Raw genomic sequence first — 24295 nt, forward strand, 5'->3', positions numbered from 1 at the left:
TTCAGTACCGGCCCGACACCCTCGACGGCTTCATAGCCGGCACCGGCCTGACCCTCGACAACCCAACGTCACCCTGACGAGCCGAAGTCAGTAACGGCTCGGCCCGCTCGCGCGGCTGTGCAAGTCCGGGCGTCATGCCAGCTACTCACCTGAGAAGTGCCTCCAGCTGGTGCAGGAAGCAGAACCTCGGCAATCCTCATTCTTGCTGGTCAGAGGCACTCTTCAGAGAGCTGATCACCTACCGGACAGCCCACCTCGTGAAAGCGCGAGGTTCAACCTGCCTGCCCTACGATCTGCTGCTGAGTGGCTGTACCGCCCGGCAGCCGGCATCGACCTCGACCCCCAGCAGCCTGGCTTTTCCCGGTACTCATCCACCCCACCCACTCCTGGCGCCGCCGGGCGGAGCCGGTCCGAGCCGGTCTCCCGAGCCGCCCGCGTCATGCCATGGCCACCGATGAGTGCAAGGAGATGGAGGTCGCCCAGGGGGTCCCCTGGACACGGCACGCGAGATCAGTGACCGGGTGGCCGTCGTCGTGGCTGCCGGCCTCGTTCTTGCCGCCGGGGATCCCCGTCGGCGGCCCGAGGGGGATCCCGCGCTTGTCCGCGGTCAGCGGGTCAGCGCGTCGATGAGGGCCTTGGTGACGTCCTCGGTGGTGGCGGTGCCGCCGACGTCGCGGGTGAGGATGCCGGCGGCGGTGGTGGCCTCGATGGCCTTGTTGAGGCGGGCCGCCTGGTCGGGGAGGCCGAAGTGCTCCAGCATCAGTGCGGCGCTGCCGACCGCGCCGATCGGGTTGGCCAGGCCCTGGCCGGCGATGTCGGGGGCGGAGCCGTGGACGGGCTCGAACATGCTGGGGAAGCGGCGCTCCGGGTTGAGGTTGGCACTCGCGGCCAGGCCCAGACTGCCGGCCAGGGCGCTGCCGAGGTCGGAGAGGATGTCGGCGTTGAGGTTGGATGCGACGACGACGGAGAGGTCCTCGGGCTTCAGCACGAACTTCGCGGACATCGCGTCGACCAGGACGCTCTCCGTCTCCACGTCGGGGTAGTCGAGTGCGACCCGCTTGAAGACGTCGTCCCACAGGACCATGCCGTACTGCTGGGCGTTGCTCTTGGTGACGGAGGAGACCTTCTTGACCGTCCGGGTACGGGCCAGATCGAAGGCGAACCTCATGATGCGTTCGCAGCCGACCTCCGTGAACAGGGCCGACTGGACGGCGACTTCGCCGCCCGGTCCGCGGCCGGAGAGGTTGCGGCCGCCGAGACCGGCGTACTCGCCCTCGCTGTTCTCGCGGACGACGACCCAGTCGAGTTCGGTGTCGTCGGCCTTGCGCAGGGGACTGGTGACGCCGGGCAGGAAGTGCACGGGGCGGATGTTGGCCCACTGGTCGAAGTTCTGGCAGATCTTCAGGCGCAGGCCCCAGAGGCTGATGTGGTCGGGGACGGTGGGCCAGCCGACGGCGCCGAAGTAGATGGCGTCGAAGTCTTTGAGGCGGTCCAGGCCGTCGTCGTCGATCATCGTGCCGGTGCGCTCGTAGTACTCGCAGCCCCAGGGCAACTCCTCCCAGGCGAAGGTGAATGCGGCGTCGGTGCCGCGGGAGTCCTCGGCCAGGGCGTCGAGGACGGCGCGTCCTGCGGCGACGACTTCCTTGCCCACGCCGTCGGCGGGGATGGCGGCGATGCGGAACGTGCGGGGTGCGGTGGTCACGGGTGCCTCCGGCTCGCTGTGGTGGGGTTGGTTCGAGTCAACACACCGCTCACCGGGCGCGTCCAAGACCTGCTTCCGATACGACCCATAGGCGCACCCGATAGGTTCCGCGTCAGTCGGTGGACCGGGTGTGCCGTGCCCGTCGGTCGGCCAGCGACCTGGTGAGGGCGAGGAAGGCGCGGGCCGCGGGGGTGAGGTGCGCGGGCAGGCTGACCATGGCCACGTGCAGATGGGCGGTGGGTTCGATGGGGGCGACGACGGCTCCGCAGCGGCGGGCCAGCCGGGTCCAGGAGGAGGGCAGGACGGCGACGCCCACCCCGGTGAGGACCAGCGGAAGGATCGAGGTGCGGTGGTCGACGACTGTCACGATCTCCGTGCCGGTGCCGCCCGCGGTGATGTCGTCGACGATGCTGCGCATGAGGCTGCCGGTGCGAGAGGCGATGAGCTTGTGCCCGGCCAGGTCCTCGGGCCGGATCGTGACGTCGTCCTCGATTGCTCCGCCGGGTGCGGCGACGACCACGAAGGGCTGGTCCTCGACGTGCAGGACGTCCAGCCCTGACGGGGTGACGGGGCTCGCCGAGCCCAGCAGGCCCAGTTCGCAGGCCCCGCTGCGGACCAGGTGCACGACCTCGTCGGGGGTGAACGCGGCCTGGGTGCTGACCGTCACGGCCGGGTGCAGCTCGGCGAACCGGTGGATGAGGGTGGTCAGCGGCTCGATTCCGGGCGAGGGCATGGTGGCGACCTCGACGGTGCCGCCGTGCAGCCCGGCGAGCGCGGCGGCGGTGTCGCGTACGGCGGCCAGATCCCGCAGGACGCGTCGGCTGGGCTCCAGCAGTTCCGTGCCCGCCTCGCTGAGGACGACACCGCGCCCCACTCGGTGGAAGAGGGCCACGCCGAGGTCGGCCTCCAGGTTCGCCATGGCCTGCGACAGCGAGGGCTGGGCCACGTGGAGTGCGGCGGCGGCCTTGCTGAAGCCGCCGTGCTCGACGATGGCCAGGAAGTACTCCAGCTGCCGGGCGTCCACGGTGCCTCCGCCGGTTGATCTGTCCTGGGGCAGGGCCAACTTAGACCGACCGGGCCGCTTCGTCCGTGCGCCCGCCGATCCAGCGGTCGGCGAGGTTGCGTCCGCACTGCGCGAGCAGCCGCGCGGACAGCGCGCTGTCGTTCGCGCAATCCTGGTCGGTCAGATCCGTCAGGGCCTGGACGGAGCGGAAGTGGGCGGCGGTGCGTTCGGGAGGCAGGGTGCAGCGGCCGGCGACGGCGTGCGCCGCGACGCCCTGCCGGCGGGCTCGCCGTGCGAGGGCGATGGGGAGCTTGCCCGACAGGGTCTGCTCGTCGAGGCTGCCCTCTCCGGTGACGACGAAGTCGGCGCCCGCGAGCAGCTCGTCGGCGCCGAGCAGCGTGAGGAAGTAGTCGGCGCCTGAGCACACCCGCCCGCCCAGCAGCATCCCGGCGTATCCGAGCCCGCCTGCCGCTCCGGCCCCGGCGGTTCGGGCGAGGCGGGCCGCGTCCGTGGCGCCGGCCGCCTCCAGCCGCCGTACGAAAGTGCCGAGGGCCGCGTCCAGTTCCCGCACGTCGTCCTCGGTCGCGCCCTTTTGGGGCCCGTAGACGGCGGCCGTGCCCGTTGGTCCGAGCAGCGGGTTGTCCACGTCGGTGGCGAGGACGAGGTCCACCCCAGCCAGTGCGGTGCGGGCTTCGGCCAGGTCGATCGTGTGGAGGTCGGCCAGTCCTCGGCCGCCCGGCCCGATCGGTGTGCCGTCCGCGCGGGCCGGCACCGCGCCGAGGGACTGCAGCAGGCCCGCACCGCCATCGGTGGTGGCGACCCCGCCGAGGGCCAGGACGATGGTGTCGGCCCCGCCCGCCAGCGCGTACCGGACGGCCTGGCCGATGCCACGGCTGGTGGCCGTGAGCGGCGCCTTGACACCGCCGGGCAGGGCGCCCAATCCGCAGACGGCCGCGGCTTCGATGAGGACGGTACGGCCGCGCACCGCGACGGGTGCCGTGACGGGCTGCCCGGTGGGGCCGGTCACCGTGACCTTCTCGGCGCCGAACTGTCCCGCGCAGGCCGCGGCCACACTCCCCTCGCCCCCGTCCGCCAGCGCGAGCCGGCTGACCCGGGCGTGCGGAGCGCCTTCCAGCAGCCCGCGTTCCAGCGCGCGGGCGACCTCGTCGGCGGTGAGGGAGCCCTTGAACTTGTCCGGGGCGATCAGGACGCAGGGCGCCAAGGACACGGAGGCGGCCATCAGGGGGCCACCTCGGCGGTCTGCGCGGCGGACGGTCCGGTGGGCGACGCTACGGCCGGACGGCCGACCTCGACATCGGCTTCGGTCTCGGCCTCGTTGGTCAGTGGCGGCTCTCCCGCCTTTCCGGCCAGCACCGCCCGGGCCCGCTCCACATCCAGGCCGTTCTCCCACCTGGCGACGACCAGGGTGGCGACGGCGTTGCCGAAGAAGTTCACCAGCGCCCGGCACTCCGACATGAACTTGTCGATGCCGAAGATGAGCATGATGCCTGCCGCCGGGACGGAACCGACCGTCGACAGCGTCGCGGTGAGCGCGATGAACCCGCCGCCCGCGACCCCCGCCGCACCCTTCGAGGTCAGCAACATGACGGCCAGCAGGCCGAGTTGCTGACCGATGGAGAGGGAGGTGTCCGTGGCCTGGGCGATGTAGAGGGTGGCCAGCGAGAGGTAGATCGCCGCGCCGTCGAGGTTGAAGCTGTAGCCGGTCGGCACGACCAGCCCGACCGTGGACCGCTCCGCGCCCATGTGCTGCAGCTTGCGCATCAGTCCGGGCAGCGCGGGCTCGGCGGTCGAGGTGCCCAGGATCAGCCAGAACTCCTCCTTGAAGTAGCGGAAGAGCTGGAAGATGTTCAGCCGCACGTACAGGGCGAGCACCCCGCCGAGCACGACCACGACGAACAGGGCCGAGGTGACGTAGAAGAGGACAATCAGCGAGCCGAGGCTGGTCAGCGTGGACAGGCCGAACTTCCCGATGGCGTACGACATCGCGCCGAAGGCACCCAGCGGGGCGGCCTTCATGACGAAGGACAGGACCTTGAAGACGACCTCGGTCAGCCGCCCTACGGCCGCGATGATCGGCTCGCCCGGCTTCCCCACCATCTTGATCGCGATGCCGAAGACGACGGCCAGGAAGATCACCTGGAGGATGTTCCCCTCGACGAACGGGCCGAAGAAGCTGTTCGGCACGATGCCCGTGAGGAACTCCCACCAGTGCTGGTGCTCGCCCGTCTCGATGTACTGGCTCGCGTCCCCGGACGTCTTCAGGGTCGACGGGTCGGCGTGCACGCCGTCGCCGAGCCGGAAGACGTTGATCGCCACCAGGCCCGTCAGCAGGGCGACGATCGTGCCGACCTGGAAGTAGGTCAGCGCCTTGATGCCGGTGCGGCCGACCTTCTTCAGGTCCGCGACGCCGGCGATGCCACCGATGATCGTCAGGAAGACGATCGGGCCGATCAGCATCTTCATCGCGGTGATGAACGTCGTGCCGATCGGCTCCATGTCGGTGGCCAGATCCGGCCACTTCCAGCCCAGCACGATGCCGATCACGATCGCCACCAGCACCTGGACGTACAACTGCCGGTACCACGGCTTCGCCGCGATACGCGCGGCCTGTTCGGCTCGACCGTGGCCTGGGGTATGCGTCATTGCAGCCTCCCTGATCGCGCGGTACCGAGCCCGATCGGTACGCGCCAGCTTTCGCCACAGTGAACCGGGCACAGGTGAGGGGGTCCACGACCAAAAATCGATGCCCCGTATAGGCGGGGCCTATGTATCCGTGGCGGCGACCGCGGTCGCGGGCAGCCCGTGGCCTCGGTCGGCTGACCGTCGCGCACGGTGAGGATGCGGGCCGGGATGTCGTGCCGGCGGGACAACCTCCGCGGCGATCCTTGCGGGGATTGAAGGTTTTCTCCGTGCCGAAATTCCTCCACGCGTGCACAGGTGCGGCTCGCGGCGCGGTTGTGGGGGCGACGGTGCACCCGCGGCCCACCACTTGGAGGCCGGTGACGCCGATGCGAGCGGTTGTACCAGGGGGGTGCCTCTCCCTTGGGTCCGCGGGCGGCCTGAAAGGGTATTGGGCGCAAGGGCGACTGGCGCCGGGCGGTTTTTTGACCCGCTGGGGGCGCGGGCGGATCAACGGATCAGGAGACAGCGGCCATCCGGTCGGGGCCGACACCGAGGGCCTGGGCCAGCAGGGCGCGGGAGTGCGCCCGGGCCAGGGGGTCCGCGATGACGTCCTGGACCATCACTTCTTCGACGCCGGTGGTCTTGGTCATCTGCTCGATCTGGTCCCGGACGGTGGCGGGGCTGCCGGCGAGCTGGCGCGGCCAGCAGCCGTCCGTGATGACGGTGGGTGCGTCCTTCTCCTCCTGGGTGAGTTCACGCGCGGCCTCGTCGACGGTCGGTACGTGGGGAGCGGTGCCGGTGCGGGCCATGCGCGCGAGCAGGGCACGCCTCGACCAGTTCAGCCGCTGCGCCTCGCTGTCGGTGTCCGCCACCACGGCGCTGACGGCCAGCATCGCGCGGTGTTTCGCTGGTCTGTTGGGGATGGGTCTGAAGGAGGCGTCGTGGCCGTGCAGAGCCGGGGCGGCTCCGTCGGGATTGATGAAGCCGGCGAAGGCGTACCCGAGACCGAGCTCTCCGGCCATCCGGGCGCTGCTGCCGGAGGAGCCGAGAATCCACACCTCGGGTCGGGTGGGAATGCCGGCGGTCGCATCGAGGCGCGCGAAGGCGTGGCCGGCGGGGAAGTCCCGGTGGAGGTGGGCGAGTACCTCCTGGATCTGAGGTCGAAGTCGTCGACGGGCGAAGCGTTGCGGTCCCGGCGCAGGGCGAGGTCGGCCAGCGGGCCCGCGGTGGCCCGGCCGAGGCCGAGGTCGATGCGGCCCGGTGCGAGGGCTTCGAGCTGGAGGAAGGTCTCGGCGACCTTGTAGGGGCTGTAGTGGTTGAGCAGCACTGCGCCGGAGCCGACACGGATGCGCCGGGTGGTGTGGGCCGCCAGGGCGATGAGGATTTCCGGTGCCTGGGAGGCCAGGCCGCCGGTGTTGTGGTGCTCGGCGTACCAGATGCGGTGGTAGCCGAGTTCCTCCGCCTGCCGCGCGGCGTCGACGGCGTCCTGGAGGGCCTGCGGCTTGTCGGTGCCGGGGGTGACGGCGGCCACTTCGACGAGGGAGAGCTTCATGGTCTGTCGGTCCTTGCTGCCGGCGTGATGGCCGGCGGGAAATCAGTTCGAGCAATCGCGCACGACGCGGTTCGAGCGCGTCAGCGTCGCACCGCGTCGAGACTGACCTCCCACAGCCGTGCGGCGGCTTCGGGGTCGAGGGCGTAGGAGGCCACGCCGCTGACGCTTCCGGCCTGGTAGGGCTGTGTGTCCTGCGCTGTCTCGGCCTCGTTGCAGTCCTCGAAGTACCGGCCGCCGACGCCTTCGAGGAGCGGGGAGGCGGCGAGCAGTACGGAGGTGGCCGCGCCCTGTTGGGGGGTTTTCATGGGCTTCGTGCGGTCGGCTGTCCTGCGCTCCAGCACCTCGGGGTCCATGTGGCGGGAGAGGTTGGTGAGGATGCCGCCGGGATGCAGGGCGTTGACATGGATGCCGTCGGCGGCCCACCGTTTGTAGGCCTCGACGGCGAAGAGGACGTTGGCGGTCTTCGACTGCCCGTACGCGGCCCAGGGATCGTAGGCGCGCTCGCGGAAGTGGATGTCCTCGAAGACGACCGGCGAGTTCAGGTGAGCGGAGGAGCTGACCACCACCACCCGGGCGCCGGACGCGGCCGCCAGCGCCGGGCGCAGCCCGGTGGCAAGCCGGAAGTGGCCCAGGTGGTTGGTGGCGAACTGCAGCTCCCAGCCCTCCGGGGTGCGGGTCTCGGGAGCGGCCATCACGCCCGCGTTGTTGACGAGGATGTGCAGCGGGCCGTCCCACGCGGTGGTGAAGGCGGCGACGGATGCCTGGTCGGTGAGGTCGAGCCGGGCCACGTGGACATGCTTGTTGCCGGTGTCGGTGGTGATGTCCTGCGCGGTGCGCTCGCCGGCGGCGACGTCGCGGACGGCGAGGGTGACCTCGGCCCCGGCGACCGCGAGCGCGCGGGCCGTCTCGACGCCGAGGCCGGAGGCGCCGCCGGTCACGACGGCGCGGCGGCCGGTGAGGTCGACGCCTTCAATGACCTCGAAGGCGGCAGGAGTGGGCGGTGAAGGGCGTGGTGATACGGGTGGTCATGGGGAGTACTCGCCTTTCGTCAGGGACGGGAGGGGTGTGCGGATGCGCAGGGGGAGCGAGGGCGGGGTGTGCGCATTGCCGGGCGGCGTGATCTGAAGTCGTGCGCCTGCCGCGGTTGCCACGGGTGGGCCGACGGCCCACAGCGTGAGGTGTGCGGGCTCTCACGTGCCTGCTCATCGGCCCTGCGGCGCTTGGCCTGGCCGTTGGCTGTGGGGGTTCGAAGCGGGTCCGTGCCACGTTCATGGCGCGGGATGGCCGGCCCGCGGTTCTCTGCCCGGCCCGCGGTCTCATGCCGCGGTCCTCGCTGCGACGCGAGCGGTGTCAGCGGTGTCGCGTGCCTGCACCCGCGGCACGAGGGACGCGGCGAGTGCCGCCACCAGGGATCCGGCCGCGCCGGCCAGGAAGGCGATGGTGTAGGCGTGGTCCGTGGGCAGCGGACGGGCCGCGGTGATGCTGCCGGCCAGGATGCCCGCCACCACCTGCGTGCCGAGTGAGGAGCCCACCGACCGTACGAGTGCGTTCAGGCCGGTGGCCTCGCCGGTCTTGGTCGCCGGTACGGCGTCGACGACGAGGTTGGGGATGGCGGCGAACGACAGGCCGATGCCGGTGAACAGGACCGTGGTCCAGCCCAGCACGGCGGCCTGTGAGCCGTGCTGTACGGCGAGCATGACCAGTCCGGCGGCGGAGGCCAGGCCGCCGAGTGCGAGGGGCAGCTTCGCGTGGAAGCGCTGGGCGAGGGCTCCCGAAACGGGTCCGGTCACCAGCATGATCAGGCAGCCCGGCAGCATCAGCAGCCCCGCTCGGGTCGCGTCGACTCCGAAGCCGTACCCGGAGGAAGCCGGGGTCTGGGCCAGTTGCGGGATGAGGACGAGGGCGCCGAACATGCCGAAGCCGACCAGCAGCGTGGCGAGGTTGGTCACCAGCACGGGCGGCCGGACGAACAGGGGGATGTCCACCAGCGGCTGGGTCCTGCGCCGTTCGACCGATGCGAAAACCGCCAGGACCGCCACGCCGAAGGCGATCAGCCCGAGCGTACGGCCGCTTGTCCAGCCCCAGGTCCGGCCCTGGCTGATGGCGATGAGCGGAGCGGTGACGCCTGCGGCCAGCAGCCCGGCGCCCACCAGGTCGACCTTTTCCGGCACACGCACCGGGGACTCGGGCAGCAGCAGGTGCGCCGCGAGGGCGGCGATCACGGCCATCGCGGCCCCGGCCCAGAAGATCCAGTGGTAGGACGCGTGATCCACGAGCAGGCCGCCCATCAGCAGCCCGATCCCGCCGCCGACGCCGAGGATGGCGGAGAGCAGCCCTATCGCCCCGGGCCGTCGTGCGGCGGGGAACTCGTCACGCACGATGCCGAAGGACAGGGGAAGGACGCCGCCTCCGGCGCCTTGCAGCACCCGGCCCGCGATCACCAGGCCCAGACTGGCGCCGAGCGCCGCGAGCACCGCACCGGCGGCGAAGAGCACCAAGGAGATCACCACGAGGCGGCGCTTGCCGTACAGGTCGCCGAGACGTCCGAGGACCGGGGTGAGGACGGCCGCGGACACCAGTCCATGTCGTGGCCTGGGCGTCGGCGTGCAGGGCCGAGGCCATGTCGCCGATCGCGGGCACCACCGCGGTCTGCATCAGCGAGAACGCCAGGGCCGCGAGGGAGAGGATGGCCAGGCTCCGTCCGACCGGGGGCCGGGCAGAGCTTGCTGAGGACGTCATGCTCGACTCCTTGGACGCCGCGCTGGTGGTCGGCTTGGGGCGTTCACCAGCGCGACGGGATCAGCGGACCTCGAGGTCCGGGTGTGACCTGATGTGAGGAGAAACCGGCGCAGCCGCCCCCTGCCCCGGGGCGGGGGGCGCGGCCGGCTGGTTGATGCTGCGCGACCGCGGGCGGCCCCGGCGGGTTGAGCGGTCCGGGCGCGGGAGGCTCTCACGCGCCGTACCGCCGTCGGGGGTGCTCAGCCCTGGCCGACCTCGGCCTCGGCGGACAGTTCGGCCCACTCCTGCCAGCCCTTGATCCGGTCGGCGTAGACCTGCGGGACGACCTGGAGGGGGAGGGTGCCGAAGAAGACCCGCGGCGGGGGGTTGTCGGCGTCGACGACCTTCAGCAGCGCGGGGCCGACGCCGGCGGGGTCGGGGTTGGGCATGGTGGCGAAGCCGGCGTTGACGGCCTCCCGTACGCCGTCGTAGGCGGACAGCGGCTCGGACCAGGCGGAGGACGTGCCGAACTCGGTGCCGAAGGGGCCGGGTTCGACGACGGTGACCTTGATGCCGAAGCCGGCGACCTCCTGGGCCAGGGAGTCGGAGAGTCCCTCGACGGCCGCCTTAGCGGCGGTGTAGCCGCCCGTGGTGGGGAAGGCGGCCAGGCCGAGCAGGCTGGACACGTTGATGATGCGGCCGCTGCCCTGGGCGCGCAGGTAGGGCAGCACGGCCTGGGTGACCCACAGGGTGCCGAAGACGTTCGTGTCGAACTGGGCGCGGACGTTGTCCTCGGTGAGCTCCTCGACCATGCCGAACAGGCCGTAGCCGGCGTTGTTGACGACGATGTCCAGGCGCCCGAAGTGCTCGTGGGCCCGCTTCACGGCCGTGCTCACGGCGGCCTTGTCCGTGACGTCCAGGGACAGCGGCAGGATCGCGTCGCCGTGCGCGGCGAGCAGGTCGGCCAGGGAATCGGTGTTGCGGGCGGTCGCCGCGACCTTGTCTCCGCGCGACAGTGCCGCTTCGGCGAACCGGCGGCCGAAGCCGCGGGAGGAACCGGTGATGAACCAGATCTTGCTCATGGAAGTGCCCCTAGGAAGGTGGTACGAAGCCAACGAGAGAAACAGTAAACCAGTATGGGACGGAGTACCACTTGGGATCTGTGTACACTCGTGGCATGGCCGAGACATCCAGGACCTCATCCGCCCGCGACACCGCGCGGACCGCCCGGTCCGCTCCTACCTCGCTGCGCGAGCGGACGCGCGCCGCGATGCGCGCCGAGGTCAGCGAGGTCGCGTTCCGGCTCTTCGCCGAGCAGGGCTTCGACAAGACGACCGTCGAGCAGATCGCCGCCGAGGCGGGACTGTCGCGCACCACCTTCTTCCGGTACTTCGGCACCAAGGAGGAGGTCGTCCTCGGCAAGATGGGCGAGATCGGCCACGAGGTCGCCGCCGCGCTCGCCGTCCGCCCTGAAGGCGAGCGGCCCTGGGACTCCCTGCGCCGCGCATTCGACGTGCTCACCCTGACCGATCCCGGCGACCCCGAGCAGTCCCTGCGCCTGATGCGGCTGCTCAACGACGCCTGCGCCCTGATGACCCACCAGTGGGAGAAGACACAGGGCTGGCAGAGCGTGCTGGTCCCGGAGATCTCCCGCCGGCTCGGCGACGGATCGGATCCCGCCGACGACCTCCGCGCCCGGGCACTCGTGGCATCGGCGATCGCCTGCCTGAACGCCGCCACCGACGCCTGGACCGCCGACGACGGGGCGACTCCCCTGTCCGTGCTCGTGGACCGGGCGATGGGCACCCTGAGCGAACTGACCGAATAGCCGGCGGTCGATGACCGCCCTTGCCCTCCCCTCACCTCACGAGGGGTCGGTAAGATCGCTGCATGGGAGCTGTCGAGACCAAAGGTGAGGCGGGACGGGTCAGGCGAAGTCGGCGAGACGCCATCGACAACGAGAGCAGGGTCCGCGAAGCCGCGATGCTGGTCTTCGAACAGCGTGGCAATGCCATGACGATGGACGATGTCGCCGCCGAAGCCGGCGTGAGCAAGGGAACGGTCTACAACACCTTCGGCACCCGCCAGGACCTGGTGGATGAGATGACCGTTGAGTTCCTTGGGCGGGCAACCGACAGCTACCGGCAGGAACTTGACTCCGAGTCGGTCTGGGACGCCCTCCTGGACGTCATTCTCACCCCCACCTTCGGCGTGGCCGCGCGGCCGGAGATCCTCGACCCCAAGGCCCCCGCCGGGCGCGTGAAAGACGCACTGACCGTCGCGCTCACCGCCTTCGGGGAGCTTGTCGAGCGCGGAAAATCCGAAGGCGTGATCCGTCCGGAGATCACCGTCGACCACCTCTTGGTTCTCTTCCGCGGCCTCGCCATGGCCCTGCCGGAATACTCCCTGGGGCGAGCTACGCAGGCAAAGGAATACGCCGTCATCATCCTGCGGGGAATCCACGCCTAGCGCCCCGGGCAGGCAGCGTTCGGCCGTCGAGGAGCGGCGTTCGGTAGCGGCGAGAGGGCGTGCCGGGCGGCACGGTGAACGTTGCCTGCCGGGGCACTGGAGCTCACCTGGAGCGGTGGAGAGCGCCGGCCGGGCGTGACATTCCAGTGCACTTGGGTGCTGCCCGCCGAACGGCGAGAATCCGCTCCCGCTCCGCGCCCGGCCGCCGATCACCCGGCTACCCGCTGACGGCGTACGCTCCCCGGGCCGCAGTGAGTACCGCACGGCGGGAAGAGGGGCTTTCTGTATTTTCTATCCGCCTACCGGCATCAGCCGGTAGGTAGCGCCATCGCGCACGACGCGGCCGCCGCTCGGGGTTCCGAAGTGCGTGCCGAGAAGAATGGTCGGGGTGTCGGCGACCCGCTCGAGCAGTGCCTGCCTGGTCTTCCGCGACATCTCCTGGTCGCTGTCGAGGGCGGCATACCAGTCGGGACGGGCGATCTGACACGCGTAGTGCAGGAGGTCGCCGGTGACCAGTGCGCTCTCTCCCTGGGACTCGATGAGCACCGAGACATGGCCGGGCGTGTGACCGTGGCTGGGGACGAGTGCCACCTCTGGCGTGATGCGCTGGTCCGGCTCGGCCCATGTGATCAGGCCGGCATCGGCAATAGCGAGTTTTCAGTGGCGACGTCTACCGTCCTAAGCATGACCAATTCACCGAACTCCCCTGAGAGCGCATGGGTCTTGGAGGTCACCATTCGGACAGCGCCCGCCGCCGATCCTCAATGGCAGGAGCAACTCGACAGGCTCCGCGGAGTCGCCTCGTACTACCCCGAGACCCAGACGTGGCATGCCCGCCTCGGCGCGCTGGACCTGGCTGGCCTGCAACTGCTGCAGGCCCTCTTCGACACCGCGCGCGTCCACGGCACCGAGGTGAGCCTGACACCCGTGGCGGTCCCGGCGTATTGGGAGGGCCCGGCCTTCACGAGGGGGCCGGACGTGGATGATCTGCTGGAAGCGCAGGCCGATCGCGGCCGGCCGCTCGGTCAGCTGCCTCTTGTCTGAGGAGCCCTCGCGGGTATCGGTCGGACTGGCGCGCTGGCCTGTGCGTAGCATCCTGCACCGACTCCGACGGCGTCAGTTGCTTACTTTGAAGCGGCGGAACATGTCCGGGAGGAAATACCGCAGAAGGGTCTGGGCGGCATCGAGACGCTTGAGTTCGTCGTGCCCAAAGCGGAACACCTCGTATCCTCTGAGCTTGAGATCTCCGTCAGCGGCGACCATGTCCGCGTACTTGCCTGTATCCGGAGTGCGGCCGCGGTCGCGGGTGTAGTGCTGGGATCCGTCGACCTCCAGGACGACACGCTGTCCATGTGGCAGCAGCAGGAAATCCATGCGGGAGCGCAGCAGCGCCTCGGGGCCGCGCTCCTGAACAGTCCTATGGTCCCAGTGCAGCCACACCTCGGGCAGAAGAGCGGGATCCCCCGGCGAGGGCCCGAGGATCCGGTGGTAGGCGATGAAGAGATTCTTCTGGCCGTCCGAGTTGTCCGGCAGGCTTTTGAGGAGGCGTTGGTACAGGTCCCCTCGGGCCTCGGTGTCACTGCTGATCTCGCGGGTGTCCTGCCACCAGGCATGCAGATCACGCCAGCGCAGGCCCTCGATGGGGATCTCACGGTCATAGACGAGAGTGTCGTCCGGGTTGCCTCCGACGATCTCGATGTCGTTGTCCACTGAGGACTGGAAGCGGATGTCCGGCTTGGTGAACGAGGCGAAGATGATGTCCTTCGGCCGCCGGTTGCCGGGCAGTCGGGTCGATACCACGGTGAACACGGGATAGCCGCCATCGTTGCCGGTCACCTTCAACTCGACTCCAGCAGCCCGGAGATGACCTTTCGACGAGGCCGGTAGTCTCGGCGGGGGTTCCGTAGCCTCCCACAGGCGGAATCAGTCCAGCTGCCCCAGGGTCTCGCGGACGGCGGGGACGACTTCGGCGGCGAAGGCACGGATCTGCTCCGCGTGGTCACGCTCGGGCCAGATGACGAAGCCGTTCATGCCGACCGTCGTCACCAGTTCGGCGATGGTCTCGCTCCACTGGGCAACCGGCCCCCTGAACGGGCCGTCTGCGGCGGACTGGATGGTTCCGGAGATGTTGTAGACCTTGCGGATCGCCGACGGGTCACGGCCCGCAGCGGTCGCGGCGTCGTCGATGCGCCCTACGGCCACCGGCAGGGCATCGAGTCCGAACCGGCGCTGCACGGACAAGAGCGGCAGCGTCGTGGACTTCTACCTCTACCTCTACCTCGCCGCCGCTCTCGTCACGCTCCGCATGCTGATCCGCCGAGCAACGAGCCGCTACCGATGGGACGGCCGCCCCACCACCCGACACCTCAACTGATTCATTTGCCGGTCGGTCTTATAGTCGTGCATATCTTCTGCCCGAGGCGCAAATGCGACCGACCAACGGGCGGTCGGAGCCGGTCCGACCACCAGCCGGGATTGCACCCCTCAACGCCGTCGGAGGCCCCTGCGGGTGGTGGCCGGACTGTGTCCGGCCCTACTCATCAGGTCGGGTGAAGTCCGCTGCGGTTCGGCAGCGCCCTAAAGGGACGCGGGGCTGTGTCGATCTACGGCACCGCCGCGGGGCGCGACCAGCCACGATGATGCCGCAGCCGATCGACGGCACATCGCGGCACTTCCAGCGGAGCGCTCAGCGCCGTTTCACATCCTGGCGAGAATTCGCTGAGCGGCTGGGTGGATGGCTCAGGGCTGCAAAAATGGCCGGGTCAGCCGTTCGGCGTACGGCGGCGGATGCGTGGTGTGTCCCGCTGCATACGCCTCCGACCAGTGGGAAGCCCTCAGGCCATGATCGCCCAGCGCAGCTCCGCGGAGCACGTCCCTTCCGTTCACCAGCTCAAGGTCGCTCTGGAGGGGATGAAACCGCCGGTGTGGCGGCGGCTGGTGGTGCCCTCGGACGTCACGCTGGGGTCGCTGCACGAGGTGATCCAGGTGGCGTTCGGCTGGGACGACACGCATCTGCACGCCTTCGAGGACCGCCTGGGCGGGCGGTACGCGCCGCCGGGAGACCTCGACATCCCTGTCTTCGACGAGGAAGAGGCCGTCCTCGCGGATGTGCTGCCGCGCACCGGCGACCGTATCGACTACACCTATGACTTCGGCGACGACTGGCTGCACCTGATCACCGTGGAGGCGGTGCGCCCCGCTGACGAGGGCGAGGGGAAGCACGCGGTGTGCGCGGGCGGGCGCCGGGCCATGCCCCCCGCCGAGGACCTCGGCGGGGTGTGGGGGCTGGCCGGGCTGCTGGACCGGTACGCGGACGGGGAGCGCCCGACCGCCACGGTCGTCCGGCACGGCGGTGGGGAGTGGGTGGAGTACGACGGCCTCCACGACGAGGTGCTGGCCGGACTGCACGAGGAGGGCTTCGACCCGGCTGCCTTCGACGCCGCCGAGGTCACCGGGGGGCTCGCGCAGGTGCGGCTGCGCCGGGGAAAGAAGGGCCCAAAGGGCTTCCGCAGAAGGGCGGTGGCGGGAGACGGGCGGGCGGGCACGCGGCAGAAGAGGCGCGGGGCGTCGGGCGGGCGCCAGGCTCCGTCGGGGATGTACCGGTGCGAGTGCGGAGGTCTGCACCCGGTGGCCGGCGACGTGGGGCAGCTCGCCGAGGACGACGGGCCGGATGAGGAGGCGTCGCTGTCCGATGTCCTGGGTGCCGTGGGCCTGCGGTTGCCGGCCGTGCGGTTGCCCGGCGAGGCGGAGCTGGCCCGTGCGGCGCGCGAGGTGCCCGCCTTCATGGCGGCCGTGCGGCTCGGGCACTGGTGCGGCGGCGGGCGGGATCTGACCCCGAAAGGGCTGCTGCGGCCGAAGCTCGCCCGGCAGGCCGTGGAGGAGGCCGAGCTGTGGCGCATCGACCCCGGGGAATGGGGAGATGCCGAGGAGCGGGCCGCGCGGCTGGCGAAGGTTCGTAGCGCGGGCGACATGGAGCCGCTGGATTTGCCCTGGGAATGGGCGCTGAACTGCGGATTCGTCGAGGTGGAGGGCAATCGTGCGCGGGCCGGCGGCGAACTGCCGGACGAGGACGACGACTTGGCGCTGCTGGCTGCCTGGCAGGAGGCGGTGGCGGGCGCGGCGGTTGAACTCTCCCTCACCTTCCCCATGATGGACGGACCGCTGGGCGGGCTGTCGCCGCTTCGGGAGCTGACCGACGAGGCCCCGCCGCTGGTGTTCCTGATGCTGCTCGCGGCGTACGGGCTGCCCGACGGGGAGTGGCTGGATGTCGTCGGCTTCCTCACCGACGGCATGGATGGGCTGCCCGAGGGCCAGGCCCGGCGGCTGGTGTGGGCGCTCCTTGCCGAGCAGTGCGACGACACCGCCGCGACCCTGGAGCTGTTCGGCGCCGCCGAACGCGAAGGCCACGAGCCTCCCCCAGAGCCTGAAAGGGCCGGGGAGGTACCCCCAGCGGCGGACGCCGCTCTCACCCTGCTGCTCGACGGCCTGGGCGGCGGTGGGTACGACACGCCGTCCCTCGGTTACTTCCGGCTCACGGCGCTGGGTCGCTCCGGACTGCGTGCGTTGCTGGTGGCGGCGGGCGTCCCGGCACCGGTGATCGGCTCGCTGGCCCAGGCTGACGCCCGCACACTGCTGGACGCGCTCGACTCGTACCCCTCCCAGGTGGACGCGGCGGCGGAGGTGGCGGGCTGGCTGGCGGCCCGCTCCGCGGCGGACGCGGCGGTGCAGGTGGTGGACGCTTGCGACGGTACGGGACCGGCCGACGCGCTGCGCCGCCTGCAGGCCCCGCGGGTGCTGGCCGCCGTACTGGAGGCGGACCGCGGCGGGCGGGCGAAGGGGGTGCTGCGCAAGGCGGCGGTGTCGAAGGCCACCGGCTGTTCGCACGCGGCGGCCTCGATGCTGCGCCGGATCGGCGACCCTGCCGAGGGGGAGGAAGCATGGGGCCTGGAGTGGATGCTGGTGGACGGCGCGCTGCCGTTCGCACGCGGCGGCGAACAGGCGCTGCGCGAGAGGCTGCTGGCGGGTCCCGAGGACGGCAGGCGTCCGCTCGATCAGGTGGCCGAGCACGCCGACGACCTGTGGCGGGCCGGCCATCCGCACGCCGGCGAGGTACTCGGCGCGCTGGCCGACGCTGTCAAGCTCGTCGACAAGGCCCTGGCCAAGCGGCTGCGGAAGGCCGCGTTCAAGGCGGGGAGTACGGGCAGCTCAGGCGGCGCGGCGAGCGCGGGCACTACGGGGAGCACGGGCAGCGCGAGGAGCACCAAGTGAGCCTGCTCGTGAGGGAGATCGACGCCGAGGCCGGACCGCTCGCGGACCCCGCTGCCGCCGGCTGGGTGCGCGAGCACCTCGCGGTCGGCGGCTGGGCCGCCGTGTTCGCGCCGGCCGAGGCGGGGCAGCCGGCCCGGCTCGGCCGTCTGGTGCTCTACCGGCCCGTCGCCGACGCCCCCCGCGTGCCCGCTCAGGCCGCTGCGCCGGAGACGGTGGAGAGGGTCCGCCTGCCGCTGGTCCTGCCGCACGGTGGCGGAGTGCGCACTCGCACTGTCGAGGGGTGGGCGCTCGCCACCGGCGATGCCCTCGCCCTCCTGCTCGACCTGCCGGACGGCGGCGTCCATCCGTCGGTCGCCGCGTGGGCGGCCGTCGCCCGCCGCGCCCTTCAGCTGCTCGGTGAGGGGCGCCTCTATCCGGCGCTGACCTCCGACACGTACACCACCTGGCGCTTCGGACCACCCGGCGCGCGGGGCAAGCACGATCTGGATGCGCTGGCCGCTGCCCTGCCCCCGTACGCCCACAACCTGCCCGTTCCCCCGGCGGACGACCGGATGGTGCGGATCGCCGAACCGGCCGCCCTGGTACGGGAGTTCTGCGACGCGCTCGCCGACACCCTGCCGCGCTCCCCGGCCGCCGGCTGGGCCGTACCCGGCAACCCGTACGCCGACCGCGCCACCGCCCTGCACCCGCGCCTGGCCGAGTGGGCGGCCGAGGCCGCGGCCGAGCGGGCCGCACAGGTGGGTGTGGAGCTGCGAGTCGAGCCTCCGGCCGGTCGGCGCCGCGACTTCCGTGCGGTGCTGCAGCTGCGGACGGCGGCGGACCCGTCCCTGGTCCTGGACGCCGCCGAGCTGTGGGCCGACCCACACCGCGCGCAGCGGCTGCTCGGCCCGCACGCCGAGGCTGAGGCGCTGCTGGCACTGCGCCGTGCCGCACGCGCCTGGCAGCCCCTGACCCGCCTGCTCGCCGAAGCCGCGCCGAGCGCGCTGAGGCTCGACGACGAGGAGGCCATGGAGCTGCTGGGGGACGCCACCGATGCACTGCGCACGGCGGGCGTACGCGTGCACTGGCCGCGCGGGCTGGTCAACGCCCTCGACCTGCGGGCTGAGATCGGGGCGGCCACCGCGCCCGGTGCGACCGTGGACACCCTGCTGGGCAAGGACGCCCTACTCGACTTTTCCTGGCAGGTCGCGCTCGGCGGCGAGCAGCTCACTGAGGACGAACTCGACCTGCTCGCCGAGGCCCGCCGCCCGCTGGTCAAGCTCCGCGACCAGTGGGTGGTCGCCGACCCGAAGCTGGTGGCCCGCCTCAAGCGGCAGCGCAGCCGCGAACTCGCCCCGCTGGAGGCACTCCAGGCAGCGCTGACCGGTGAGGTGGAATGGGACGGCGAGCGCGTCGTGGTGGAGACGGCCGGTGCCTTCGGCGAGCTGGTCGACCGGCTGCGTGCCGGCGAGGGCCGCGCCCCCGTCCGCGTGCCTCAGGGACTGACGGCCACCCTGCGCGACTACCAGAAGCGCGGCCTGGCCTGGCTGTCGGACATGACCCGCCTGACGCTTGGCGGGATCCTCGCCGACGACATGGGCCTCGGCAAGACCGTCACCCTGCTCGCCCTCCACCTGCACCGCCAGGAGCAGCCCGACACCGCGGGCCCCGCCCTCGTGGCCTGCCCGGCCTCGCTGCTCGGCAACTGGCAGCGCGAGGCGGCCCGCTTCGCCCCCGCCCTCCCGGTACGCCGCTACCACGGCGGCGAGCGCACCCTCGACCACCTCGCCGGGGACGAACTCGTCCTGGTCACTTACGGGGTGCTGCGCCGGGACCGGGAGCGGCTGGCAGCCGTCAAGTGGTCGCTGGTCGCCGCCGACGAGGCCCAGCACGTCAAGAACCCGTACGCCGCCACCGCCCGCGAGCTGCGCGCCCTGCCCGCCCGCGCCCGCGTCGCGCTCACTGGCACCCCGGTGGAGAACAACCTCTCGGAGCTGTGGGCGCTGCTCGACTGGACCACCCCCGGTCTACTCGGCCCCCTGTCCGCCTTCCGCGACCGCTTCGCGAAGGCCATCGAGCGTGGCGCGCTGGGCGCGGACGGCGATGAGGAGACCGCCGAACAGGCCCGGCGGGCGGCCGAGCAACTCACCCGGCTCACCCGCCCGTTCCTGCTGCGCCGCCGCAAGTCCGATCCCGGCATCGCGCCCGAGCTGCCGGCCAAGACGGAGACCGACCACCCCGTCACCCTCACCCGCGAGCAGGCCGCCCTGTACGAGGCGCAGGTCCGCGAGACCATGGCCTTCATCGAGAAGTCGGACGGCATCGCCCGCCGCGGCCTGGTGCTCAAACTCCTCACCGCGCTCAAGCAGATCTGCAACCACCCAGCCCACTACCTGCGCGAGACCGGCCCGCTGCCGCGCCGCTCGGGAAAGCTGGAACTCCTCGACGAACTCCTCGACACGGTGGTCGCCGAGGACGAGGGCGCCCTGGTCTTCACCCAGTACACGCAGATGGGCAAGCTCCTGGAGCGGCACTTCGCCGACCGCGGCGTCCGCGCCCGCTACCTGCACGGCGCCACCCCCGTCCCCCGGCGCGAGGAGATGGTCGCCGCCTTCCAGGAGGGCGAGTTCCCCGTCTTCCTGCTCTCCCTGAAGGCTGCCGGGACCGGCCTCAACCTCACCCGCGCCACCCACGTGATCCACTACGACCGGTGGTGGAACCCGGCCGTCGAGGACCAGGCCACCGACCGCGCCTACCGGATCGGCCAGGACCGCCCGGTCCAGGTCCACCGGCTCACCACGCAAGGCACCGTCGAGGACAAGGTCGCCGGCCTGCTCGGTGCCAAGCGCGCCCTCGCGGACCAGGTCATCGCCTCCGGCGAGGCTGCCCTGACCGAGCTCTCCGACACCGATCTCGCTGAACTCGTCGCGCTCTCCAAGGAGTTCGAGGCATGACTCCCGCCCGCAAAGCCCCCCGTACCGGCAGCCGCGCCTTCGCCGCCACCTGGTGGGGACAGGCCTGGGTGGACGCCCTGGAAGCCTCCACCCTCGACGCCGGCCGCCTCTCCCGCGGCCGCACCTACGCCCGCAAGGGCATGGTCGGCCCGGTCACCACCGCGCCCGGCGTGCTGCGTGCCGAGGTCGAGGGCAGCACCCCCTGGCCGTACGACGCCGCGGTGCGCCTGCGCGTCCTCACCGACGCTCAGTGGGACACCCTGCTCGACGCCATCGCCGCACAGGCCGGCCGCACCGCCGCCCTCCTCGACGGCGAGATGCCCGCCGATCTCGTCGACGACGCCCGCGCCGCCGGCGTCCCCATGCTGCCCGAACCGGGCGAACTCGACCCGGAGTGCTCCTGCCCCGACTGGGGTTACCCCTGCAAGCACGCCGCCGCACTGTGCTACGCCACCGCCGCCCATCTCGACGACGACCCCTTCTGGCTCTTCATGCTCCGCGGCCGTACCAAGGACGCCGTGTTCACCGCGCTGCGTACCCGCCGCCAGGCCCTTTCAGGCACAGCTGCGGAACGCGGCGCGACGCCCTGGGGCCAGGGCGTGCCCGCCCGCGACGCGTTCGCCTCCTGGGACGGCGTTTTCGCCCCGCCCGCCGCCGAGCCGGGCGAGAACGCGCCCGGCGAACCCGAGACTGCCCCCTCCCCCCTCGCCACCGCGCCTCCGCCCGGCGCCCCCTTCACCCTCGACGACCTCGAAGCGCTCACCTGCGACACCGCTCAGCGGGCCCGCGGCCTTGCCACCGGGCACACCGCCCCACTCACCGCCGCCCCGCTCGACGACGCCGTACGCCTCGCAGCCAGCGGCGTCGGCGAGGACTGGTTCCACCGGCTCGTACGCGCCACCGGGCTGCCTCCGCTCGACTTCGCCCGCCTGGTCCGTGCCCGACGCCACGGCGGCCCCGCGGGCGTCGCAGTCGCCCGCGCGCCTCTCACCCCGGACCCCGCCGCGATGGCCGCCGCCCGCACCACCCTCTCCGACCCCGACAACGCGGACGGTGCGGACGACACCGCCCGCACCGTGCGGCTGCGGGCCTGGCGCAACCGCCTCACCGCCGACGACGAAGGCGTCCAGATCCGCCTGGGCCCCGACAACCGATGGCACCCCTACACCCGCGAAGGCAGCGGCACCACCCCCGGATGGTGGCCCTGTGCCCCCGCCACGGACGATCCCGTCGCCGCTCTCGTCGCGGCCCGTACCTCCGCCGCGCCGCGCTGACGCGGCTCTCGATGGAACCGTTGCTTTGAGTCTCAGCGACTCTCAGCATTCCGGGTGTTTCCGCCCGGAAGATCCTGGCCGGTCGAGGCCACCCGATAGGAGCCGTCGGGCGCCGCGCCACCGGGCCAGTATCCGCGCTGTGCGGGCGCGACCGCCCAATACCCCTCCTGCGCAAGGCGGTCGAGAACGCCCACCCAACTGGCGGCATGATCGGGAAACCCATGGAGGCAGAGGACCAGCGGCCCGCTGCCGGCCTCAAGGATCGGAACCTCCAGTCCGCCTGCCTGAACCGTCCGATGACGGACACGGTTTACTGCCCGGGACCCCCTGGTCGGGGAGTCCTCGCCAACCGGCGGTCGCTGTGTCACCTGTGTCATGAGTGCAACCTCCAAGGCGCCTTCACGGCGTCGCGGTCCTGCAAGCCCGGACCACATAGCAAGTACGGCCATCTGAAGCCGGGGGCAGTGCCGGTGAACGGTCACGACGGTGGCTGTTCACCGGGGGGAGCCCGCCTCCGGTTTGCTTTGGAGCGGTCAGTCCCAGGCCGGTGCGCCGATCGGGACAGACGGGTCTGCCGCTGCCTTCTTCCGCGGCGTGAGGCCGAGGCACGCGATGATCCCGAGACCGGAGATGCCGGCGGCGGCCCACCAGCCGTGGCGAAACACCTCGAGGGTCGCCCCACCGGAGGCGACACCGAGGACGGCGACCAGGACGCTGACGCCGATCACGGAGCCGATCTGCTGGAACATGTTGACATCGCGCTGCCGGTCGTGGAGTCCTCCGGTGCGAGGTCCACCGTGGCGCTGGACAGGATCGTGGGCAGGGACAGGCCCGCTCCCGCGCCGACGATGAGCCAGCAGGGCAGGAAGTCCAAGGCATAGTTAGGATCGTTCCCCACTCGGACCGCCAACAGGGCTGCGCCGACGCCCATGATCAGCGCGCCTTCAAGAACGGCAGGTCGGCCCTACCTTCTACGTATGGCGAGACCACGAAGCTTCGACCGCGACCACGTCGTCCATGCCGCCGAGCGGCAGTTCCGCACCACGGGCTACAACGGCACGAGCGTCGACGACATCAGCGCCGCCACCGGCCTGGGCCGCGGCAGCCTCTACGCCGCGTTCGACGACAAGCACGGCGTGCTGCTGCAGGCGATGGACGGGTACTCCGCCCGGCTGGGGCAGTCGGCGGTGGAGGCGCTCGCCGGACCGGACGAGGGCGCCCTGGAACGACTGCGCGTGTTCTTGCTCGGCGCCGTCGACGGGGTGCCACTCGCCGACGACGTACCCCCCGCCCCCGACCGGGCGGCCGCGGCCTGCTTTGCCGCCATGGCCCTGGAGCTCGGCAACTCCGACCCCGAGGTGGCACGCGTAGCCCACGCCACCTTCTCCGTGGTCGCGACGTCGGTGGCCGAGTGCGAGCGGCGCAGCGCAGCGGCGACATCGACCCCGACGAGGATCCCGACGACCTTGCGTACCTTCTGCTGACCATCATCCGCGGGATCGATGTCGCAGGCGCGTCCGGCCACAGTCCCGCCCGCCTGACCTCGATTGCGGAGAGCGCGTTCACTCCTGCCTCGCCCGCGCCACCGCGGATAAGGGTGCGGCCGACCTCGTTGCCAGGTATCTGATGCGGTCGGCCCACTTCGACGCCGCGGAGGCACGGCCCGAAGCCTTTCGCGCCGCCGGGCGGTCGTCTGGGCCGTTGGCGAAGAACTGCGCCCGCATCCAGTTAAGTTGCTCCACCGCATGCGCGGTGTCGCCGGGCTTGAAGTGCACGGTCAGTCGGCCGAACGCCTCGCCGCCCAGCAGACGGTGGTACTTCGGCCGCCACTCCACCTCCTCGAACCGCGTTTGCAGGAATGAGTGCCGGCGCTCCGCCTCGGTGCCCTCGTAGAGCTGGGTGCCATCCCCGCGGATGCGGGGAGCAGTACGGACTCCCGCTACGCGTCGACGAGTCGGCGACCGACCGGATCGTCGCCATCCTGACGTCCTGCTCACCCACGTGGCGAACGACCCGTGCAACGGGGACCACAACAAGGCACACGAGACCACCCTGCTGACGCGCATGATCGCCCAGGCCCACGGCCACGACCGCGCCACCCGGCCGCTCGGCGCCGCCCAGGTGTTCGGCCAGCGAGCGGGTCAACATGACCGCAGCGCCCAGCTCGGCCGTGATGGGCGGACCGGCCAACTCCCGGGGCCTCTCCAGCAACATCTGGGAGTTGACAGAGAATTGCCGGTCGTGGGTGACGGCGACCTGTTCGCCCTGACCGCACCCGGCGACTCCATGATCGACGCGGCGATCTGCGACGGCGACATCGTCACCGTACGCAAGATGGACAGCGCCGACCACGGGCGACATCGTCGCCGCGCTCCTGGACGACGAGGCCACCGTCAAACGTGCTGCGCCGACAGGACGGTCAGGTGTGGCTGATGCCCCGCAACCCCGCCTATCAGCCGATCCCCGGCGACCAAGCGCAAACTCTCGGCAGCGCCTTCTCTGAGCGGGCGGAAATCCCTTGGAGATGGACCTGGTGGTCATGCCAAGCTGTCCTCACCAAAGGGGCGTAGCTCAGATGGCCAGAGCGCCGGTCTCCAAAACCGGATGCCGCAGGTTCGACTCCTGCCGCCCCTGCCACAGCATCTCAGGGGGCCCTTCGTTTTCACCCCTTGCGGTGTCGGCCCTTCGGCTTGTGCTGCCGGTCCTTCCACGTGATGACCATCGATACGGTGT

Annotated in this window: 19 protein-coding genes, 1 tRNA gene and 4 pseudogenes; 10 read left to right on the top strand and 14 right to left on the bottom strand. The window is 71.3% G+C overall.

What is annotated here, in order from left to right:
* Nucleotides 1-607: 607 nt before the first annotated feature.
* From ACFYO2_RS47635 to ACFYO2_RS47675, 9 genes and pseudogenes are all read right to left on the bottom strand, one after another.
* On the bottom strand, nucleotides 608-1702 hold the full coding sequence (locus tag ACFYO2_RS47635; protein WP_388363255.1) for a tartrate dehydrogenase: 1095 nt from the start codon (nucleotides 1700-1702) through the stop codon (nucleotides 608-610).
* A gap of 112 nt (nucleotides 1703-1814) precedes the next feature.
* Complete coding sequence (locus ACFYO2_RS47640) at nucleotides 1815-2726, bottom strand: LysR family transcriptional regulator (RefSeq protein WP_388363258.1); 912 nt, start codon at nucleotides 2724-2726, stop codon at nucleotides 1815-1817.
* 40 nt (nucleotides 2727-2766) lie between these two features.
* Nucleotides 2767-3945, bottom strand: a complete 1179-nt coding sequence (locus ACFYO2_RS47645; RefSeq protein WP_388363261.1) for a glycerate kinase — start codon at nucleotides 3943-3945, stop codon at nucleotides 2767-2769.
* Entirely contained in the window at nucleotides 3945-5369 is a 1425-nt protein-coding gene (dctA, locus tag ACFYO2_RS47650; RefSeq protein ID WP_388363264.1) for a C4-dicarboxylate transporter DctA, read from the bottom strand. The genes ACFYO2_RS47645 and dctA overlap by 1 nt, the downstream gene beginning before the upstream one ends.
* 494 nt (nucleotides 5370-5863) lie before the next feature.
* Entirely contained in the window at nucleotides 5864-6370 is a 507-nt protein-coding gene (locus ACFYO2_RS47655; RefSeq protein ID WP_388363267.1) for a hypothetical protein, read from the bottom strand.
* A 149-nt stretch (nucleotides 6371-6519) separates the two neighbouring features.
* Nucleotides 6520-6900 (bottom strand): annotated as a pseudogene (locus ACFYO2_RS47660) (MsnO8 family LLM class oxidoreductase); the annotation flags it as partial.
* 80 nt (nucleotides 6901-6980) lie between these two features.
* Nucleotides 6981-7929, bottom strand: a pseudogene (locus tag ACFYO2_RS47665) (SDR family NAD(P)-dependent oxidoreductase).
* 287 nt (nucleotides 7930-8216) lie between these two features.
* Nucleotides 8217-9476, bottom strand: coding sequence for an MFS transporter (locus tag ACFYO2_RS47670; protein ID WP_388363270.1), 1260 nt, complete (start codon nucleotides 9474-9476; stop codon nucleotides 8217-8219).
* A gap of 402 nt (nucleotides 9477-9878) precedes the next feature.
* Nucleotides 9879-10700 (bottom strand): SDR family NAD(P)-dependent oxidoreductase, encoded by an 822-nt coding sequence (locus tag ACFYO2_RS47675; RefSeq protein WP_388363273.1) that lies wholly within the window; start codon nucleotides 10698-10700, stop codon nucleotides 9879-9881.
* Nucleotides 10701-10795: 95 nt separating this feature from the next.
* Here ACFYO2_RS47675 and ACFYO2_RS47680 point away from each other — a divergent pair, with 95 nt between their 5' ends.
* Complete coding sequence (locus ACFYO2_RS47680) at nucleotides 10796-11446, top strand: TetR family transcriptional regulator (protein WP_388363276.1); 651 nt, start codon at nucleotides 10796-10798, stop codon at nucleotides 11444-11446.
* Between the two features lie 62 nt (nucleotides 11447-11508).
* Nucleotides 11509-12087 carry a TetR/AcrR family transcriptional regulator gene (locus tag ACFYO2_RS47685; protein ID WP_388363278.1) on the top strand — a complete coding sequence of 193 codons (579 nt, stop codon included), beginning with the start codon at nucleotides 11509-11511 and terminating at the stop codon, nucleotides 12085-12087.
* 291 nt (nucleotides 12088-12378) lie between these two features.
* Here the strand turns inward: ACFYO2_RS47685 and ACFYO2_RS47690 are convergent, their stop codons facing one another.
* A complete protein-coding gene (locus ACFYO2_RS47690; protein WP_388363281.1) occupies nucleotides 12379-12678 on the bottom strand; it encodes an MBL fold metallo-hydrolase in 300 nt (99 codons plus the stop codon).
* Between the two features lie 93 nt (nucleotides 12679-12771).
* Between ACFYO2_RS47690 and ACFYO2_RS47695 the strand changes: the two genes are divergently transcribed.
* Complete coding sequence (locus ACFYO2_RS47695; protein ID WP_388363283.1) at nucleotides 12772-13131, top strand: hypothetical protein; 360 nt, start codon at nucleotides 12772-12774, stop codon at nucleotides 13129-13131.
* Between the two features lie 72 nt (nucleotides 13132-13203).
* Here ACFYO2_RS47695 and ACFYO2_RS47700 read toward each other — a convergent pair whose 3' ends face one another.
* On the bottom strand, nucleotides 13204-14004 hold the full coding sequence (locus ACFYO2_RS47700; protein ID WP_388363304.1) for a hypothetical protein: 801 nt from the start codon (nucleotides 14002-14004) through the stop codon (nucleotides 13204-13206).
* A 6-nt stretch (nucleotides 14005-14010) separates the two neighbouring features.
* Nucleotides 14011-14328 carry a hypothetical protein gene (locus ACFYO2_RS47705; protein WP_388363307.1) on the bottom strand — a complete coding sequence of 106 codons (318 nt, stop codon included), beginning with the start codon at nucleotides 14326-14328 and terminating at the stop codon, nucleotides 14011-14013.
* Between ACFYO2_RS47705 and ACFYO2_RS47710 the strand changes: the two are divergent.
* The 4 genes and pseudogenes from ACFYO2_RS47710 to ACFYO2_RS47725 form a co-directional block, all read left to right on the top strand.
* Nucleotides 14312-14461 (top strand): annotated as a pseudogene (locus ACFYO2_RS47710) (IS5/IS1182 family transposase); the annotation flags it as partial. The gene ACFYO2_RS47705 and the pseudogene ACFYO2_RS47710 sit on opposite strands and share 17 nt — an antisense overlap.
* Nucleotides 14462-14910: 449 nt before the next feature.
* Entirely contained in the window at nucleotides 14911-17355 is a 2445-nt protein-coding gene (locus tag ACFYO2_RS47715) for a plasmid pRiA4b ORF-3 family protein (RefSeq protein ID WP_388363287.1), read from the top strand.
* On the top strand, nucleotides 17352-20288 hold the full coding sequence (locus tag ACFYO2_RS47720) for a DEAD/DEAH box helicase (RefSeq protein ID WP_388363289.1): 2937 nt from the start codon (nucleotides 17352-17354) through the stop codon (nucleotides 20286-20288). The genes ACFYO2_RS47715 and ACFYO2_RS47720 overlap by 4 nt, the downstream gene beginning before the upstream one ends.
* On the top strand, nucleotides 20285-21562 hold the full coding sequence (locus ACFYO2_RS47725) for an SWIM zinc finger family protein (RefSeq protein ID WP_388363292.1): 1278 nt from the start codon (nucleotides 20285-20287) through the stop codon (nucleotides 21560-21562). Before ACFYO2_RS47720 ends, ACFYO2_RS47725 begins: the two co-directional genes overlap by 4 nt.
* Before the next feature lie 533 nt (nucleotides 21563-22095).
* Here ACFYO2_RS47725 and ACFYO2_RS47730 read toward each other — a convergent pair.
* Nucleotides 22096-22311 (bottom strand): hypothetical protein, encoded by a 216-nt coding sequence (locus ACFYO2_RS47730; protein WP_388363295.1) that lies wholly within the window; start codon nucleotides 22309-22311, stop codon nucleotides 22096-22098.
* Nucleotides 22312-22539: 228 nt separating this feature from the next.
* Between ACFYO2_RS47730 and ACFYO2_RS47735 the strand changes: the two genes are divergently transcribed.
* A complete protein-coding gene (locus ACFYO2_RS47735) occupies nucleotides 22540-23046 on the top strand; it encodes a TetR/AcrR family transcriptional regulator (RefSeq protein WP_388363298.1) in 507 nt (168 codons plus the stop codon).
* 78 nt (nucleotides 23047-23124) lie between these two features.
* On the opposite strand, the gene ACFYO2_RS47740 is transcribed toward ACFYO2_RS47735, so the two are convergent.
* The gene (locus ACFYO2_RS47740) at nucleotides 23125-23397 is read right to left on the bottom strand and encodes a hypothetical protein (protein WP_388363301.1); all 273 of its coding nucleotides are present in this window, start codon (nucleotides 23395-23397) and stop codon (nucleotides 23125-23127) included.
* A 397-nt stretch (nucleotides 23398-23794) separates the two neighbouring features.
* Here ACFYO2_RS47740 and ACFYO2_RS47745 point away from each other — a divergent pair.
* Together ACFYO2_RS47745 and ACFYO2_RS47750 are read left to right on the top strand one after the other, a co-directional pair.
* A pseudogene (locus tag ACFYO2_RS47745) lies at nucleotides 23795-24132 on the top strand (LexA family protein); the annotation flags it as partial.
* Nucleotides 24123-24199, top strand: a tRNA-Trp gene (locus ACFYO2_RS47750). The pseudogene ACFYO2_RS47745 and the gene ACFYO2_RS47750, both read left to right, overlap by 10 nt.
* Nucleotides 24200-24295: the final 96 nt, after the last annotated feature.

The sequence above is a fragment of the Streptomyces sp. NPDC006602 genome (assembly GCF_042870385.1).
Taxonomy (GTDB): Bacteria; Actinomycetota; Actinomycetes; order Streptomycetales; family Streptomycetaceae; genus Streptomyces.